The organism is Spongiibacter sp. IMCC21906 (assembly GCF_001010805.1).
Lineage (GTDB): Bacteria > Pseudomonadota > Gammaproteobacteria > Pseudomonadales > Spongiibacteraceae > Spongiibacter.
In genome coordinates this window covers 1365712-1381868 of record NZ_CP011477.1, presented here as the reverse complement: position 1 = coordinate 1381868, position 16157 = coordinate 1365712, and the positions used below count along the sequence as shown (strand labels likewise).

General features: G+C 52.7%; 15 protein-coding genes. 2 read left to right on the top strand and 13 right to left on the bottom strand.

Features of this window, described 5'->3' with window-relative positions; genetic code table 11:
- Window positions 1-19 precede the first annotated feature (19 nt).
- The 9 genes from ribF to IMCC21906_RS06275 form a co-directional block, all read right to left on the bottom strand.
- On the bottom strand, window positions 20-949 hold the full coding sequence (ribF, locus tag IMCC21906_RS06315; RefSeq protein WP_047011459.1) for a bifunctional riboflavin kinase/FAD synthetase: 930 nt from the start codon (window positions 947-949) through the stop codon (window positions 20-22).
- An 81-nt stretch (window positions 950-1030) separates the two neighbouring features.
- Complete coding sequence (gene murJ / locus IMCC21906_RS06310; RefSeq protein WP_047011458.1) at window positions 1031-2614, bottom strand: murein biosynthesis integral membrane protein MurJ; 1584 nt, start codon at window positions 2612-2614, stop codon at window positions 1031-1033.
- Window positions 2611-3225 (bottom strand): NUDIX domain-containing protein, encoded by a 615-nt coding sequence (locus IMCC21906_RS06305; protein WP_047011457.1) that lies wholly within the window; start codon window positions 3223-3225, stop codon window positions 2611-2613. Before IMCC21906_RS06305 ends, murJ begins: the two co-directional genes overlap by 4 nt.
- Window positions 3225-4238: an aspartate carbamoyltransferase gene (locus IMCC21906_RS06300; protein ID WP_047011456.1), complete on the bottom strand. Its 1014-nt coding sequence runs from the start codon at window positions 4236-4238 to the stop codon at window positions 3225-3227. Before IMCC21906_RS06300 ends, IMCC21906_RS06305 begins: the two co-directional genes overlap by 1 nt.
- On the bottom strand, window positions 4235-6073 hold the full coding sequence (locus tag IMCC21906_RS06295) for an ABC transporter transmembrane domain-containing protein (RefSeq protein ID WP_047011455.1): 1839 nt from the start codon (window positions 6071-6073) through the stop codon (window positions 4235-4237). The genes IMCC21906_RS06300 and IMCC21906_RS06295 overlap by 4 nt, the downstream gene beginning before the upstream one ends.
- 105 nt (window positions 6074-6178) lie before the next feature.
- Window positions 6179-6469 carry a GIY-YIG nuclease family protein gene (locus tag IMCC21906_RS06290; RefSeq protein ID WP_231580328.1) on the bottom strand — a complete coding sequence of 97 codons (291 nt, stop codon included), beginning with the start codon at window positions 6467-6469 and terminating at the stop codon, window positions 6179-6181.
- A complete protein-coding gene (gene sbcB, locus IMCC21906_RS06285; protein ID WP_047011454.1) occupies window positions 6466-7899 on the bottom strand; it encodes an exodeoxyribonuclease I in 1434 nt (477 codons plus the stop codon). Before sbcB ends, IMCC21906_RS06290 begins: the two co-directional genes overlap by 4 nt.
- A gap of 107 nt (window positions 7900-8006) precedes the next feature.
- Window positions 8007-9524 carry a fumarate hydratase gene (locus IMCC21906_RS06280; RefSeq protein ID WP_047011453.1) on the bottom strand — a complete coding sequence of 506 codons (1518 nt, stop codon included), beginning with the start codon at window positions 9522-9524 and terminating at the stop codon, window positions 8007-8009.
- Window positions 9525-9740: 216 nt separating this feature from the next.
- Window positions 9741-10517: a hypothetical protein gene (locus IMCC21906_RS06275; protein ID WP_047011452.1), complete on the bottom strand. Its 777-nt coding sequence runs from the start codon at window positions 10515-10517 to the stop codon at window positions 9741-9743.
- A gap of 253 nt (window positions 10518-10770) precedes the next feature.
- On the opposite strand from IMCC21906_RS06275, the gene IMCC21906_RS06270 reads away from it, so the two are divergent.
- Together IMCC21906_RS06270 and IMCC21906_RS06265 are read left to right on the top strand one after the other, a co-directional pair.
- Complete coding sequence (locus IMCC21906_RS06270) at window positions 10771-11430, top strand: urate hydroxylase PuuD (protein WP_047011451.1); 660 nt, start codon at window positions 10771-10773, stop codon at window positions 11428-11430.
- A gap of 286 nt (window positions 11431-11716) precedes the next feature.
- A complete protein-coding gene (locus IMCC21906_RS06265) occupies window positions 11717-13312 on the top strand; it encodes a carboxylesterase/lipase family protein (RefSeq protein WP_047011450.1) in 1596 nt (531 codons plus the stop codon).
- Between the two features lie 35 nt (window positions 13313-13347).
- On the opposite strand, the gene IMCC21906_RS06260 is transcribed toward IMCC21906_RS06265, so the two are convergent.
- The 4 genes from IMCC21906_RS06260 to IMCC21906_RS06245 all read right to left on the bottom strand — a co-directional run bounded on the left by IMCC21906_RS06260 (window position 13348) and on the right by IMCC21906_RS06245 (window position 16153).
- A complete protein-coding gene (locus tag IMCC21906_RS06260) occupies window positions 13348-13710 on the bottom strand; it encodes a CoA-binding protein (RefSeq protein ID WP_047011449.1) in 363 nt (120 codons plus the stop codon).
- A 91-nt stretch (window positions 13711-13801) separates the two neighbouring features.
- Window positions 13802-14344, bottom strand: a complete 543-nt coding sequence (locus IMCC21906_RS06255; RefSeq protein ID WP_047011448.1) for a hypothetical protein — start codon at window positions 14342-14344, stop codon at window positions 13802-13804.
- A 112-nt stretch (window positions 14345-14456) separates the two neighbouring features.
- On the bottom strand, window positions 14457-15398 hold the full coding sequence (locus IMCC21906_RS06250; protein ID WP_052763400.1) for a D-hexose-6-phosphate mutarotase: 942 nt from the start codon (window positions 15396-15398) through the stop codon (window positions 14457-14459).
- 74 nt (window positions 15399-15472) lie between these two features.
- Window positions 15473-16153, bottom strand: coding sequence for a class I SAM-dependent methyltransferase (locus IMCC21906_RS06245; protein ID WP_047011447.1), 681 nt, complete (start codon window positions 16151-16153; stop codon window positions 15473-15475).
- Between the last annotated feature and the right edge of the window lie 4 nt (window positions 16154-16157).

Below are 16157 nucleotides of genomic sequence, written 5' to 3'. Positions count from 1 at the left end.
ATAAAGACGCCGATAGGGGTTAAAGGGCAAAAAATTGTCTGGTTTGTTGAATATCGTCGGCAATCTGCGCTTGCAGCGCAGGTATGCCATCAAACTTCATTTCTTCACGGATTTTTTGGCGAAAAATAACGGTGATATTTTTACCGTAAAGATCGCCATTAAAGTCCAGCAAATGTACTTCAAGAATCGCTTCGGACAAATCACCAATGGTCGGCCGCACACCAACATTGGCCACGCCAACATGTCGCTGCTGGTCAATCCCGTCCACTTCAACGGCAAACACCCCCGACAAGGGTGAGCGCAAGCGGCGAAGCTGCACATTGGCGGTAGGGGCATTAATGGTTCTACCCAGCTGCTTGCCCATCATTACCCGGCCGGAGATGCTATAGGGGCGGCCCAAAAGCCGCTCGGCCAAGGCGAAATCGGCCTGATCCAAGACCTCTCGAATGCGTGTGCTGCTCACCCGCTCGCCGGTTAATTCCAAGGTGGAGGTATCGTCAACCCCAAAGCCATCCCGCTTGCCAAACTGACGTAACAAATCAAAATCGCCACTGCGGTTGCGACCAAAGCGCAAATCGTCACCGACCACAATGTATTTGGCGCCAAGACAACGCACAAACAAGGTGGAGATAAACTCGTCGGCATCCATGTTGCGCAGCCCGTCGGTAAAACGAATCCGCGCCACCCGATCAATCCCCAGCGCTTTCAGGGCGAGAAACTTTTCTCTAAAACTCATCAACCGGGCAGGCGCCACGCCGGGAGCTAAAAACTCTCTGGGCAAGGGCTCAAACAACACCACCGTAGTCGGTAAGCCCAGCTCTTGCCCCTTCGCCATTAACTGACGCAACACCGCCTGATGTCCGCGATGAACACCATCAAAAGCACCAATCGTAGCCACACAGCCACGATGATGGGGTCGAAAGTTGTGAAATCCGCGGATCAGCTCCATAGGGACCGTTCAATACGCCAAGCAAAGCGCGTGATTATAGCCCACTCCCGGCCTCGACTAAAACGACTGTCACGACTGGCGTTAATGACCACGGAATTCTGCCACTTTCAGGCCACTCAGAATCAACAACAGAAGATAGGCTCCCGCGCCTGAAGCACATAGCGCCAACAAGGACAGGCCACGTTGCCACCAAGGCCACTGCAGCAGCTCGGCCAGCCACTGATTGCCCCAGACCAACACAGCGGCCATCGCGCATACCGCCAGCAACAGCTGTAACAGGTATCGTCCCCAGCCCGCTTTAGGGCGATAAACCGCCGTTTTAACAAGCCCCCTAAATAACAGCCCAGCGTTTAACCACGCCGACGCCGCCGTGGCCAGCGCCAAGCCCACATGACCAATTTGCCAGTAATAATGCAGGGGAATCACCAGCGCAATATTCATCACCATATTAGCCACCATGGCGATGATACCGATGCGCACCGGGGTTTTAGTGTCTTGGCGGGCATAAAACCCCGGCGCCAACACCTTGATTAACATAAACGCGATCAAGCCAAGGCTATACGCCCGCAAACTCATGGCCGCCATGGCCACATCCCGGCTACCCAACTCACCGTATTGAAACAGCGTTGCCAAAATCGATTCAGCCAGAATCACTAACGCAACCGCTGCCGGAACCGCAATCAGCAACACCCCACGCAAGCCCCAGTCCAGCGTCCGCGCAAAAGAATCTTCATCGCCGGTAGCTTTCTGGCGCGACAGCTTGGGCAAAATCACCGTAGCAATGGCAATGGCAAACACCCCCAATGGCAACTCCACCAAACGGTCGGAGTAATACAGCCAAGAAATACTGCCAGTGGGGAGAAAAGACGCCAGCACGGTATCCAGCAATAAATTAATCTGACTGACAGACACCCCAAACATGGCCGGAATCATCAGATGGACAATGCGTTTAACACCCTCGTCCTGCCAACCCCAGCGCGGTCGAGGCAGCATGTGAATGCGCTGCAAAAACGGCATTTGAAAAACCAGCTGCACCACCCCTGCCATTAATACGCCCCATGCCAAGGCCATCGCAGGCTCGGGAAAATAGGGCGATAAATATACTGCCGCAGAAATCAGGCAAACATTTAACAACACCGGAGTAAAAGCGGGCACCGCAAAGCGGCCAAAACTATTGAGCACCGCACCGGCAAAACCGGTCATGGAAATCAGTAGCAAATACGGAAAGGTGATGCGGATCATGTCGCTGGTCAGTTGAAACTTCAGCGGATCTTCTCGAAAACCCGGTGCAAAAATTGTCGTCACCACCGGCGCGCCAATCACCGCCAGCGCAGTGACAATGGTCAGTACGCCACCCAGCGCCCCTGCCACCCGGTCAACCAGCAATTTAACACTGGCTTGACTGCCATTTTCCCGGTACTCAGACAGCACCGGCACAAAGGCCTGAGAAAAGGCCCCTTCTGCAAACAAACGGCGCAGAAAATTGGGGATTTTGAAGGCGACAAAAAAACAGTCGGCATTGGCGGTGGCACCAAGAAAAGCCGCAATCACCACATCCCGAATCAAGCCTAACACCCGAGACAGCATGGTCATCACACTGACCACGGCGCTGGAACGCAGCAAGCCGCCTTGAGGTTTGGCGGCGACCGGGCTGGGCTCGCTCATTTATCTTGCCACTGCTGGCGCAGCCTAGACCGATTTAATTGCAACCACTGCAAAGCAATAATCGTATGGGCGTTATCAATGTGCCCCCTTGCCATGTTGGCCAAGGCATCGTCGACACTGAGCACCTGCGCCTTAATATCTTCGCCCTCTTCTGGCAGGCCGTAATAGCCACCCGCTGCGGTCAGGTCGCAGCAACCGCAAAAGAGATAAAAATACTCATCGCTGCCACCCGGCGAAGAAAAATAATTCGCCACTGGCTCCAGCTCGCCCAAAGTAATACCCGCTTCTTCTTCGGCTTCTCGCCGGGCAACCTCTTGGGGGCTTTCCTCTTTATCAATCAAACCCGCAACCAGTTCCATCATCCAGGGACCGGCCTCGCGGTTAAGCCCACCCACTCGAAACTGCTCAATGAGTAATACACTGTCAGTGGCGGGGTCATAAGGCAGCACGCCAACGGCAAGCCCCCGCTCCATTAGCTCACGATTGATGGGCTTACCCCAACCACCCTGAAATAAACGGTGTCTTAACTGAATGGCCCGCAGCTTAAAAAAACCCGCCCAACCCAGCTTGTCTTCTAAAATCTCGACATCGTTGCGATCAAAGTCCGTCATCAAAACCGCCTTTCGGTATACCAATTCACGTCGCGGGCATTTCTATCGACCTGGTCCACCACATCCAGCACCATCGCAAACAACGCCATACGCACCAACACACCATTGTCGGCTTGACGGAAAATCGCCAAATTAGGATTGTCGTTCAAGTCGTTGTCCAGCTCGTTGGCTTCCATCCGCGAGTCTCTGGGCAGCGGGTGCATAATCACCGTATTCGGTTCGCAGTAGCGAGTGTAAATCGCTTGGTTTAAGCGATAGCGACCCCGGTACATATCCGCCTCAGCCCGGTCAGTAAAACGCTCTTCTTGAATGCGGGTGGAGTAGCAAATATCGATATGCGACAAGCTGTCTTCCATGACGTTGGACAGAAATACCGTATGCCCCGCTTCCCGAAGACGCTCCACAATATCGTCGGGCATGGCCAGTTCAGGCGGTGAAATCAGGGTCACCGTCACCTTGTCGTAAAGACTTAGCAATTTGCACAGCGAATGCACCGTGCGGCCATATTTTAAATCGCCGATCATGGCGATGCGCAGCCCGTCCAAGCCACGGCCTTTATGCTGCAGCTCTTTGCGGATGGTATATAAATCCAGCAGAGCCTGACTGGGATGCTCATTAGCACCGTCACCACCGTTTAACACCGGTACCCGGCTTGCCGCGGCAAACTCAGACACAGATCCTGAGGCGGGATGACGCATCACAATCACGTCGCTGTAACCACTCAACACTCTGGCGGTATCGTAGAGCGATTCGCCCTTGGCAATGGCCGAGCTTTCAAAACCGGTGGTCTCTCTGACTTCACCGCCCAACAGATTAAAGGCACAGCCAAAACTGACTCGCGTTCGGGTAGAAGGCTCAAAAAACATATTGCCAAGAATGGCCCCATCCAAAACTTTGGTAACTCTTTGTCGATGGGCGTAAGGAATCATCATATCGGCAACACTGAACAGCTGATCAATGTCTTGCCGCTGAAATTGTTCAATAGAGAGAATATGACTGCCGGCAAACTTCACTGTGCGTTCTCCGTTGGCTGAACTTCAGGCGCAGACAAATCTTGGCTGCCAAGGCCGACCTGCCCTTCATCAAATTGCAAACTGGCCCACCTTGCATAGAGTTCGCTGCGCTGCAGGAGTTCTGCATGACTACCGGTCGCCACAACTTGGCCATGATCCAAAACGGCGATGGTATCCACATTCACCACGGTGGCGAGGCGATGAGCAATCACAATAGTGGTGCGACCCTTCATCAAGGTTTCCAGCGCCTTTTGCACTTGGTATTCGCTTTCTGCATCCAGTGCGCTGGTGGCTTCATCCAGTAATAGCAGCCGCGGATCAGCCAATACCGCTCGGGCAATAGCAATACGCTGGCGCTGACCACCTGACAAGCGAATACCGCCTTCGCCCACATAGCTGTCGTAACCTTTGGGCAGCGTGCGAATAAAATCGTCGGCATAAGCTGCCTTGGCCGCCGCCTCTACTTCTTCATCTGACGCAGAGGGCTTACCGTAGCGAATATTATCGCCAACACTGCCGGTAAACAGCACTGGCTGCTGGGGCACCATGGCAATATGGCTGCGAAGATCGTCGGGAGCTAGCTTGCGAATATCCACGCCTTCAAACAAAATCGCGCCCTGCTGCACATCGTAAAACCGCAGCAGCAAGTCAATCATTGTAGATTTACCCGCCCCTGAGCTGCCCACCAAGGCCAGACTTGAACCAGCGGCAATGTTTAAGCTCACGCCATTAATCGCCCAGCCGTCTGGCCGGGAGGGATAATGAAAAAATATTTGCTGCAATTCCAAACGGCCGCCAAGATCGGCAGGCAATGCCTCAGGTACAATCGGCGCCGTCACCAAGCTTTTTGCCGCCAATAATTCCAGCAGGCGTTCGCTGGCACCCGCGGCCCGCTGCAGATCACCAAAGACTTCAGAGATAGCCCCAACAGAGGCTGCCACCATTACCGCATAAAAAATAAACGCCGCTAACTCACCGCCGCTAATGCGTCCGGCCAGCACATCGTGACCACCTACCCACATCATTGCACTGACCGCGCCCAACACCAGCACAATGACCGCCGTCGACAACCACGCCCGCTGGCGAATCCGCCCCTCGGCCACCTGAAAGGCAGACTCAACATAGTCGTCAAAGCGTTGGCGGTCAGCGGCTTGATGATTAAACGCTTGCAGGAGTTTAATATTTTTAATGGCCTCGCCGACAAAACTGCCTACACTGGCAATTTTATCCTGACTGTCTCGGGACAGACGCCTGACCCGACGGCCAAAGATCAAAATGGGCGCCACCACCAGCGGCACACTCAGCAACACCATCCCCGTCAGTTTGGGGTTGGTGACAAACAGCAAGACCAGGCCGCCCAAAAACATCAAAAAATTACGCAGGGCAATGGACACCGACGAACCAATCACCGTCTGTAACAAACTGGTATCGGTGGTAATGCGAGACTGGATTTCACCACTGACATTGGTTTCAAAAAAACCGGGGTGCAGGGTGATCATATGATTAAACACCGCTTTGCGCAGGTCGGCGCTCACCCGCTCGCCAATCCAGGAGACAAAATAAAAGCGAGTAAAGGTACCGGCAGCTAATAACAGCACCATAAACATAAACAATAACAAGGCATCATTGAGTGCCTTGGGATCAGCGCCCTCGGCAAAGCCCTGGTCAATCAGCAAGCGTAAACCCTGACCAATCGACAAGGTAATACCCGCCGTACAAATCAGGGCGATACTGGCTAAAACAGCCTGCCAGCGATAGGGTTTGATAAACCCCAACATTGCGCTGAGTACCCGGATATTACTGCTTTTTTCTCGCTCGCGTTGCTGCTCTGCCATGTTGACCTCTTAATTCGCCGCGCATTATCGCTTGTCTCGATGCTCGGCGAAAGGGCGTTGATGTTCAGCCGCGTGCCAGGGCGTGCTAGAGCCTGTTAACACAGCTTAGGGCGTCGTTTGCGAAGGGGGTGTCTCTGTCGATAACGCCTCGGCAATCAAACGCAACTTTTCTGGCCGTTGCAGTTTTTTAATCGCCGCCTCACGGCTGCTGGCCTCGGAGCGGTTTTCAGCGGGCTCAACATAAACCAAGGCTTCCGCTGGGTCGCTGCGAAAAAACCGGGCGCCGCGCTTGCCCTCTCCGCAGTGCTCCCGAAATCGCCGCGCCGTGTCCGTGGTAATGCCGGTATACAGTCGGCCGCTTTGGCAGCGCACCATATACACCCACCAATCACTCACAGCCCCTCTTGCTCCAATGCGGCGGCGTAATCATTCAGCTCTTCCAGAATATGTCGATCGCGGTCAGATAATTCCTGCTCAGAAAGCTCAAACAAACGACCACGAAACCCTTCAAAGCCCAGCGATAATGAACCTGGCTTGCGGAGTCGTTGGCGACAAAAATCCCGCCATTGATGCAGTTCTTCAGCGCTCAAGGTCTCGGGAAAGTTTCTGGCCCGATACCGCCACAGCAGGTCAGGCAAGCGCGGGTCTTGAAAATCAATGTTTTTTGCTGCCAAGGCCTCAGGGGACTCTCTGCGCAGAGAGTCCATTTGTTTGCGATCTTGGGCCGAGAAAAAGCCCGCGTACAACGCCGTATCAGGATCGTCCGAGGCGGGAAACTCCCGCTTTTCATAGACTTTCTGTACTTTTTGCAAAAGACCTTCACTGCGACGCAGCATTTTCCAGTGCTGGCGACATTGGTCCAAATCGATACCCAGCCGCTGACTGTTTTGCTCATCCAGCAAGCGTGCTGTGGCGACAATGGGCGAGCGGTTGATATGCACTTCCTTTAAAGGAATCCGCGCTTCACCCTCGGGAAGATCCGCCGCGCTACTAAACACCCGCTGCATAATCTGTGTTGGAGACAGGTCCATTAACGGCCTGGGGTCGACACTTAAATCGTAGACAATCACGCTGTTTTTATTGGTCGGATGTGGCGCAATGGGCATGACCAAAGCCGAACAATACCGCGAGGCGGGAAACTTGCCAGACACATGCAGCAGCGGCACCTGGGTTTGCACATCCAGCAAGCTGGCAACCACTTTTTTATCCCGGAGGCTCAGGGCGTAATCAAACAGCTTCGGCTGTTTCTGTTTTAGCAGCTTGGCCAGTTCGATGGTCGCATACACATCCGACAAGGCATCGTGGGCCGACTCATGCATTAAACCATTGGCCGCGCATAAGGTTTCCAGCTTATAGCTCGGGGTGCCATCGTCGCGCTTGGGCCAGTTAATGCCCTCTGGCCGCAATGCACCGCAGAGCCGGGCCACATCAATTAAATCCCAGCGGGAGTTGCCGTTTTGCCATTCTCTGGCGTAAGGGTCATAAAAATTGCGATAGAGCGTATAGCGGGTCACTTCATCGTCAAAACGAATGCTGTTATAACCCACGCCACAAGTACCGGGGCGCGCCAGCTCCCGGTGCACAGCGGCAATAAATTCGACCTCGCACACGCCCTCTTCCAGCGCTTGCTGGGGCGTAATACCGGTAATTAAACAGGCTTCTGGATGCGGTAAAAAATCGGGACTGGGGCGGGAGAAAATCATTAGCGGGTCGCCAATGATATTTAAATCCATATCCGTTCGCACACCCGCAAACTGCACAGGCCGGTCTACCGCGGGATTGGCGCCCCAAGTTTCGTAGTCGTGCCAGTAAAAGCTCGGCGTCATGGAGAGTCCTTCTGTCTATGCCAAAGCACTAATAAGCGGCGCGGAGTCGTGAAGGAATAAATGCGGGCCGCAAAGGCTGCCCGCACAAGGCATTTTATCCCGGCGTGTTAAACGACGGTAATCTGCTCTTCCTCAATCTTGGCCTTCCAGATTTGAGGGCCAATTTTATGTACCGACTCGCCCTGGGTATCTACCGCCACGGTCACTGGCATATCTTCAACCGTAAACTCGTAGATGGCTTCCATACCCAGCTCAGGAAAGGCGACCACTTCCGCTTTTTTGATGGCCTGCGCCACCAAATACGCCGCGCCGCCGGTGGCCATCAAATAAACCGCTTCAAATTCCTTGATCGCTTCAATGGCACCATCGCCGCGCTCAGATTTGCCAATCATGCCCATCAGGCCGGTTTCGGCCAGCATGGTACGGGTAAATTTATCCATTCGGGTCGCGGTGGTTGGACCAGCGGGCCCCACCACTTCGTCTCGCACTGGATCAACCGGACCCACGTAATAAATAAAGCGGCCTTTGAGGTCAACAGGAAGCTTTTCGCCCTTGCTGAGCATATCCACCATTTTCTTGTGGGCGGCATCGCGACCGGTGAGCATTTTACCGTTTAACAATACGGTATCGCCGGGCTTGAGGGTTTTGATGTCTTCGGCCGTTACCGTGTCCAGATTCAGGCGTTTTACATCACCGCCAACTTCACGCGTCACTTCTGGCCACTCATCCAATGAAGGTGGTTTCATGGCCGCAGGGCCAGAACCGTCCAAGGTGAAATGCGCATGACGGGTTGCCGCGCAGTTGGGGATCAGGGCGACCGCTTTGTTGGCGGCATGACTGGGGAAGTCTTTTACCTTTACGTCCAATACCGTGGTCAGACCGCCCAAGCCCTGAGCGCCAATACCGAGCTGATTCACTTTCTCGTGCAATTCCAGACGCAGCTCTTCCGCGCGATTGCTGGCACCGCGTTTTTGCAGGTCATGGATATCAATGGGATCTAACAATGCCTCTTTCGCCAAAATCATGGCCTTTTCAGCTGTGCCGCCAATGCCGATACCCAGCATGCCCGGTGGACACCAGCCCGCCCCCATAGTCGGGACCATTTTCAGCACCCAATCCACCACCGAGTCGGAGGGGTTTAGCATGGCAAATTTAGACTTGGCTTCTGAACCGCCGCCCTTGGCCGCCACATGTACTTCCAGCTTGTCGCCGGGCACGATTTCATAGTGGATCACCGCCGGAGTATTGTCCTTGGTGTTCGCTCTGGCGCCATCGGGATCGGCCAGAATTGACGCCCGCAACACATTATCAGGCAGGTTATACGCTCGACGTACGCCTTCGTTCACCATATCGGTGACTGATAGCTCAGAGTCCCACTGAATATTCATGCCGACCTGCAAAAACACCGTCACGATACCCGTGTCTTGGCAAATAGGCCGTTTACCCTCGGCACACATCCGCGAGTTAATTAAAATTTGCGCCATCGCGTCTTTGGCCGCGGGGTTTTGCTCCCGCTCATACGCCTCGTTAACCGCGTTAATAAAATCGACTGGATGGTAGTAAGAGATGAATTGCAGCGCATCGGCCACACTTTGAATAAGGTCGTCTTGACGGATTACAGTCATCGGGACTCCTGAAGCCTATATAGTTGGCGATGGCAGCCGCAGTCTCCCAGCGGCAAGCTGTCACTTTAAAGTCGTTTTTTGAATTCAGATAAGACCGGCTCACCCCCTCAGGTAAGCCAAGCCTTTTGCTGTGGGCGCCTATAACCCTCCACAGGCGCTTTAGCCGGGGGCGAGTATACAACAGCGGCGCCCCTCAGGTGTAGCAGCGGGCAGGAATTAGCGCGGAGGATTCGAAGCGTGATTCTGACTGACTGCCGTGCGCAACGCTTCAATATCGCGGTTCACTTGGCGACGGAAGGCGTTTATCGACTCCAGCCAATCGTCGTTTTGTTGCAAGCGACGCTCGACATCTTTCACCCGGGCATCAAGACTACCACCCGCGGCGAGCTGCTTACCGTAATCCAGCAGTTGCTTGCGGTTAACTTCCGCTTGGGCGGCGGCTTTATCTAAGCGACCCGCCAGCGAAGACAGCTTGTCTTTATCGGCAGAAAAGCTCTTCAATGCGGTGTTTAGCTCTGCTTGATTGCTTTTAAGCTTGGCCTCAGCACTAGCCAAAGACTTCTGTAGTTTAGTGATTTCAGAGTCATGTTGACCCAGCTCTTCTTTCTGCTTCTTCCACACATTGTCCCAAAGCTTGCGCACTTCAGAATCCAACTCTTTCATCTTCACCTTCAGCGACACACTGGACTCGGTGACGCTTTCGTCTGTCACCGAAAGGCGTTGCTCAAGTACATCCAAGCGGTTTTGGCTTTGGGTTAACATGGCCTTGGTTGCGGTTAGCTGGTCGAACAAATAATAGGAGAAACCCGCCAGCGCCAAAATAACCACCGTGCCGAGAAACGCCATGAAGCCGCCGCCTCCACCACCATTACCGGCATTTTTAGGAGGGGGGGGTGGCGCAGACTTACCGCGTTTACCGTTAGAAGAGCGTTCAACGATATCGTCATCATCAACCGCCAAAGAGATTTCTGGTTCTTGTCTGTCCGTGCTCACAATATTTGGCCCAAATAAAAAGTAAGTGGAATTTGATCGGCATTATGACACTGCGCTGAAGACGGGCAAAGCCACCACGGTGCAAATGCCAAATGCTCACATAGCACAGCCTCTGACACTGACACTTTAGCTCTGTTCCGATTGCCGCCAGCAAGACAATAAAACGCCAACAGACCCAATAAGCCTTTGCTATACTTCGCTCAGCTTGGATTAACAGGCCCTAACAACAATACCGACTGATGAGGGGAGCGAGATGGACGCCTATATATCAATAGACTTATTACTACGCTGGCTGCACGTGCTGTTTGGCGTGACGTGGATTGGACTGCTGTACTACTTCAATTTTGTACAAACCGAATATTTCAAAGAGGCTGAGGCCAATGCCAAAGCCGATGCCGTACGTAAACTGGCGCCACGTGCACTGTGGTGGTTCCGCTGGGGCGCCATGTTCACCTTCCTTACCGGCTTTGCCATGCTGCACTTTGTTGCCCAGCGCGGCCTCAATGCCTATATCATCATCGGCGCCTTAATGGGCACACTGATGTTTTTAAATGTATGGCTGATAATTTGGCCAAATCAAAAAATCGTCTGCGGCATTAAAGCCGGCGACGCCTCAAAAGCCGCGCCGAAAGCAGGCCTGGCTTCCCGCACCAACACCCTGTTCTCAGCACCGATGCTGATTGGCATGATGGGATCCTTCCACGGCTCAGGAAATGCTGCCTCTGCCGTAATCGGCGGCGGTGCAGAAGGCCTGAACATCAGCAATGGTTTATGGGCCTGCATCGCCATCATCATTCTGCTGGAACTCAACGCCCTGTTTGGCAAAACCGGCCCCATGACCACCGTGGTCGGCGTTGTGCACTGCAGTATCGCTCTGGCAGCGGGCATGCTGGCACTACTACAATTTGTCTGATCTCAACACACCATAGTTACTGCAAGGGAGCCCATTGGCTCCCTTTTTTATTCCAGACTTCATTCCAGAAACAAGAATTGAAAATTTAAGTACTAAAAATCTAAGTACTGAGCATCGCAACTATCCTGTCAAATCCCTCCTGACACCATTTTTCTGAAACAGCGCAGCCCATCACAAAAAACACATTTTGACCTGCCCGCCGAGCCCCTCGCCCACACTTTCTCATCGCCAAGATGTCTTAGGCCACTCTTCAGCGTTACCAAAATCATTTGGATTTTTATATACCATGCCCAGGCACTTCTTGCTCAAACCTTGCACTCCGATTTTTTTCGCAAGCCTTCTTCTCATTTTTTTGGGATGCAACAACAGCAATAGCAACGAGGGGATAAGCCTCGACAGCGGCCGTATCCAAGGCGAGCAAACAGGGGCCACCACTCGCTATTTAGGCATCCCCTATGCCGCACCCCCGGTGGACGAACTTCGCTGGGTCGCCCCTCAAGACCCAGCTTCTTGGGCTGGCGTTAAAAAGGCTGACGCCTACGGCCAGCCCTGTGCCCAATTCGGCAACCTGTTTGCCAGCGACAATGTGGCAGACTATGAACAACCTTTTGGCGCAGAGGACTGTCTTTATCTCAATGTCTGGCAACCCGCCAGCAAATCGCCTGCGCCCCGAGATGTGCTGGTATTTGTCCACGGCGGCAGTGGCACCATGGGCGCCACCTCACTAGGGCTTTACGATGGTGCCGCCCTGGCCGAAGAAACGGGTGCGATAGTGGTCACCATCAACTACCGCTTGGGCATCTTCGGCAGTATGCACAACACTGCGTTGAATATTGAAGGCGACCCGGCCAGCAATTCCGGCAGTTTTGCCCTGCTGGACATTATCAAGGCCCTGGAATGGGTACAAACCAATATTGCAGCCTTTGACGGTAACCCCAACAACGTTACGTTGATGGGGCAATCCGCAGGTGGCATCAGCGTCTGGGCGCTGCTGCGTTCGCCTCTGGCCAGCGGCCTGTTTTCCCGCGCCGCCATTCTGTCGGCGGTGCCGCTGGGAACAGACCGGCCCGCACTGGAAGACCGCAGCCGGCAATTTATTCACAACCTGATGAATCAGGAAGGGGCAACACTGTCCGATGAGGCATTCGATGCCCGTCTAAGAGCCATGGACAAGCAAACGCTTTACGCCTATCTCCACGACAAATCCACCCAAGAAATTCTCGATGCGACAGTGGGCGATCCCGACAACAAGGATGACAATATTGGCTACACGTTTGACCGTGCCGATGGCTATGTACTGCCTGCGGAGGGAGATACACCCGCCGAGGAACTGATCAATGCCGTCCCCTTACTGCTGGGCTCGACAGAAGACGAGGCGGGGCTGCTGCTGTTTTTCTCTTTATCCGAACTCAGCGAACAAGCATTACAAACCCTGAGTCAACTTGCCCTAACAGCGCCAGACATCAATATTCGAGATTTGGTCCCTGAAAACCTGCTGCAATATCAATTGTTCAGCTTGTTAGGCGATGTCTACGCACAGCACAAACTGCGACAGGCCAGTAAAAATTTTATCGACACGGGCGCGCCGTTGTATCGCTATACCTTTGAGTGGGACAATTTTCCCAACCCTTGGAGAAGAGCCTTTGGCACGTTTCACGGCTTGGACCTGTTTTTCTTGTTTGGCAATTTTGAGGAAAATAGCGAAGACTTTGGTAACTTTGTATGGCAACCCAGCAACCGGGAAGACCGGGTTCGAATTCACAAACAGATGACCGCAGCCTTAAAAGGCTTTATGGAAACGGGGGACCCGAATACCTATCCCACGGCGCTTTTCTGGCCCCGCTGGGAGGGAAGGATCAAGAAAAAAGCGGTTATCGATTAAGCTTCCTGCCGCCTGCCGCAGTCTGGAGCAAGCCCTCAAAATTGATGAGTTCGCAGCAACACTAAGGTGCAGGCTTCTTCTGTCGTAATGCCAGCAGCTTCCAACCGACGTTGATGCTCGGCACTTTCGGTGCCGGGATTAAATATCACCCGCCGAGGTTTTAAGCTAATCAACTCATCCAGTTGCGATTCCAATAAATCGGGATTGAGATACAAGGTCACCGTATCAATCCCGTCCAAGCCCTGCAGGGTTTTTACGCAATCAATACCGGCCACATTTTGGTGATAGGGATTCACCGGAATGACCTTATGACCGTACTGATCCAGAAGCATTACGGCTTTGCAGGAATAACGATCAGGTTTGGGGCTGGCTCCCAATACGGCAACAGTCTCGCTCATTACTTCACCTCATTTATAAATCAACAGCATAAAAAGCTGACACAAAAAAGCCGGGCAACGCCCGGCTTTAACATCACGCTTTGGCGTCAAGCTATTTGCTGCCCGTGCTCATCCAGCGACGCATTGTCGATGCCAACTCCTGAGCATTGTAAGCTTCTGCATCGTTAGGCATTTTACCCTTACCCATCTTAATCTCTAAAGAAGAAGAATATGAGGTGCGGGTGTTTGATGAAGCAACACCGCCACTGAAACGGTTTGGTGAATCATAAACCACGGTGTCACAGCTCAACAAACCACAGCGCTGATAGACCGACGTACCACCGCCGAATCCAGTGCCACCAGAAACAGACGTGCTAGTGCGGCTTTTGCTGTCATTATCGCGGTTCACCAAATGGAACCAGCTATACCCTTCTTGCAGAGTTAATTCAGCAGCCCGCAATAAGGCATAATCGTTCACCGTTTCTTTATCTGTGGCCGAGTTGCCATTAAAGGTAATGCGATAGCGATCTTTGCCAAGCGCAGTTTCTGTATAACCGTAATCGCCTCGTTTCTCAGCCGCTTGATAGCTTGTTGAGCTACTGCAGGCAACTAAGCCCATGGATAAAACGGCAATCAATAACACTGTCAAACGCATAAATACCTCTCAACTGTTTTACTAACAATCCATGTTTATTCATAGATTGTTATTATTTAATGATTGAAAACAGTCGTAGTGTACCCACCGCGCCTTAACTCATCCTGAACATTCAAGCGGCACTAATCCCCCGCAATATCATCATGCCCCGCTCAAGGGTTCGCGCAATGCTCATGTGCCCCTGAAACTCCTGACCTGCCGCGAGTTCTTGTTCATCTTGAAAAGCCATGCCTCGCTCTAAACAAACATACTCGTTAAAGTGACTTCCGACGTCACTCATCGATGCGGCTAAAGCTTCTCCGGGGTTCCAAACAATTGCAGTATCACAATGCCACGCCGTGACATAAATGACATCATCCCCGGCACATAGTGATTGGCTTGCCGCAATACCGTTATAAACCTGATCGACCTCAGCAGAAAAACGCACCGCAGCAGGCTGTAATTTAGAGCTTAACGCATCGGTATTATCTAAATACTGCTGTCCCGCCAACTCTGGAATCTCAACTCGGGAAAGGTCATTAACGGCAAAGTACGAATGAAAAGCAAAGCTCAAAGGCATGGGCAAATCCCCCATATTGCCAATGCGGAGGGATAGCGATACTTCCTCTGCCAAATACATCTCCAGCTCGGCATAAATTGGCCACGGAAAACCAGCCGTGTCCTCGGCTTCAGATTTAAATTTAAAACGCAAACGCACCAGGTCATCAGCCAAGTCATCGGCTGCGCTTAATTGCCATTCGCGGTTTCGCATAAAACCATGTTTGGGTAACTCAGTTTGGCGACGATTAACCCCAAACCACGGCGCACAAATAGGAATACCACCGCGAATGGCAACACTGGGCCGAAATGTCGCCAAAGGGCTAAGCCATAGCCAGTCTCTGTCGCCAGTGGGTTTAAATGAAAGCAACTGGGCGCCTTGCAAAGCCACCACTGCAGAGCAGCGCGGCGTATCCACCACGAGACAAGGAAGCGCTTCGGCACTACCGTAAAGTATGTTGCTATCGGTGAGGCGGATATTCTCGCTGTTAATGTTTAGATTCTGTCCACCCAGCACAATGCCTCTCCCTGCTAAAGATTGGGTAAAATAAAATACGATTTAAGAAACCATTTAAGAAACCACTAAAGGCATTAAACCCGGCGAGAAAGACTGAGCATTTCCGTCGCACCGCGCTGAAGTTCGTAACCGACGGTTTGTCTATCGACCTGTATGCCAGCCTCGGCAAGCTCGCTGACCACGTCACTCAAATGCGTGGAAGGATAGCCTTCAATATCCAGCAAGGGGTAAATCCTCACTTCCTTAGCCACCCGCAACATCTCTAATATAGCGGCAATATGTTGCGCTGCGGTGATCTGTTCACTGTAGGCAAATAACAGGTGTGAACACAGCGCCAAATCAAATTGACCATCTTTAAAAGGCAGTTCAGGGAGACTGGCAGGCACATAACGCCCTTGTTCAAGGCCGAGACTGAAGTCGCCAAGAAATTGATTCATCGCCGACATTCTGACCGAACCAAGGTGATCCGGGTCGCGAAAATTACTCCACACATACCGCCCCCGCTCTCTGGCCATTTGAGCAATGATATTGGGATAGACTTGGCGAAGACGTTGACGAAGTTGGTCCGCTGAAAAAACATAGATCGGGTCGACAGAAACCACTTGGCCACCCCGCAAATGCAGTTCGGCATTAAAGCTGGCTGAACCGTCACCACAACCAAGAATGCGGCGTTCTAAATCGCTTTCTTTAAGCGCGAACATTGCCTGATATTCAGCAAAAGCGCGCCCCCAGGGGACTACGGATTTCAGCTCCATGCTT

Bases quoted from the DNA above. Each gene is read 5' to 3' on its own strand.
- ribF (WP_047011459.1), bottom strand. From the start codon at position 949: ATGGAGCTGATCCGCGGATTTCACAACTTTCGACCCCATCATCGTGGC.
- IMCC21906_RS06270 (WP_047011451.1), top strand. From the start codon at position 10,771: ATGGACGCCTATATATCAATAGACTTATTACTACGCTGGCTGCACGTG.
- sbcB (WP_047011454.1), bottom strand. From the start codon at position 7,899: ATGACGCCGAGCTTTTACTGGCACGACTACGAAACTTGGGGCGCCAAT.
- IMCC21906_RS06280 (WP_047011453.1), bottom strand. From the start codon at position 9,524: ATGACTGTAATCCGTCAAGACGACCTTATTCAAAGTGTGGCCGATGCG.
- IMCC21906_RS06255 (WP_047011448.1), bottom strand. From the start codon at position 14,344: ATGCGTTTGACAGTGTTATTGATTGCCGTTTTATCCATGGGCTTAGTT.
- IMCC21906_RS06245 (WP_047011447.1), bottom strand. From the start codon at position 16,153: ATGGAGCTGAAATCCGTAGTCCCCTGGGGGCGCGCTTTTGCTGAATAT.
- IMCC21906_RS06265 (WP_047011450.1), top strand. From the start codon at position 11,717: ATGCCCAGGCACTTCTTGCTCAAACCTTGCACTCCGATTTTTTTCGCA.
- IMCC21906_RS06260 (WP_047011449.1), bottom strand. From the start codon at position 13,710: ATGAGCGAGACTGTTGCCGTATTGGGAGCCAGCCCCAAACCTGATCGT.
- IMCC21906_RS06295 (WP_047011455.1), bottom strand. From the start codon at position 6,073: ATGGCAGAGCAGCAACGCGAGCGAGAAAAAAGCAGTAATATCCGGGTA.
- murJ (WP_047011458.1), bottom strand. From the start codon at position 2,614: ATGAGCGAGCCCAGCCCGGTCGCCGCCAAACCTCAAGGCGGCTTGCTG.
- IMCC21906_RS06305 (WP_047011457.1), bottom strand. From the start codon at position 3,225: ATGACGGACTTTGATCGCAACGATGTCGAGATTTTAGAAGACAAGCTG.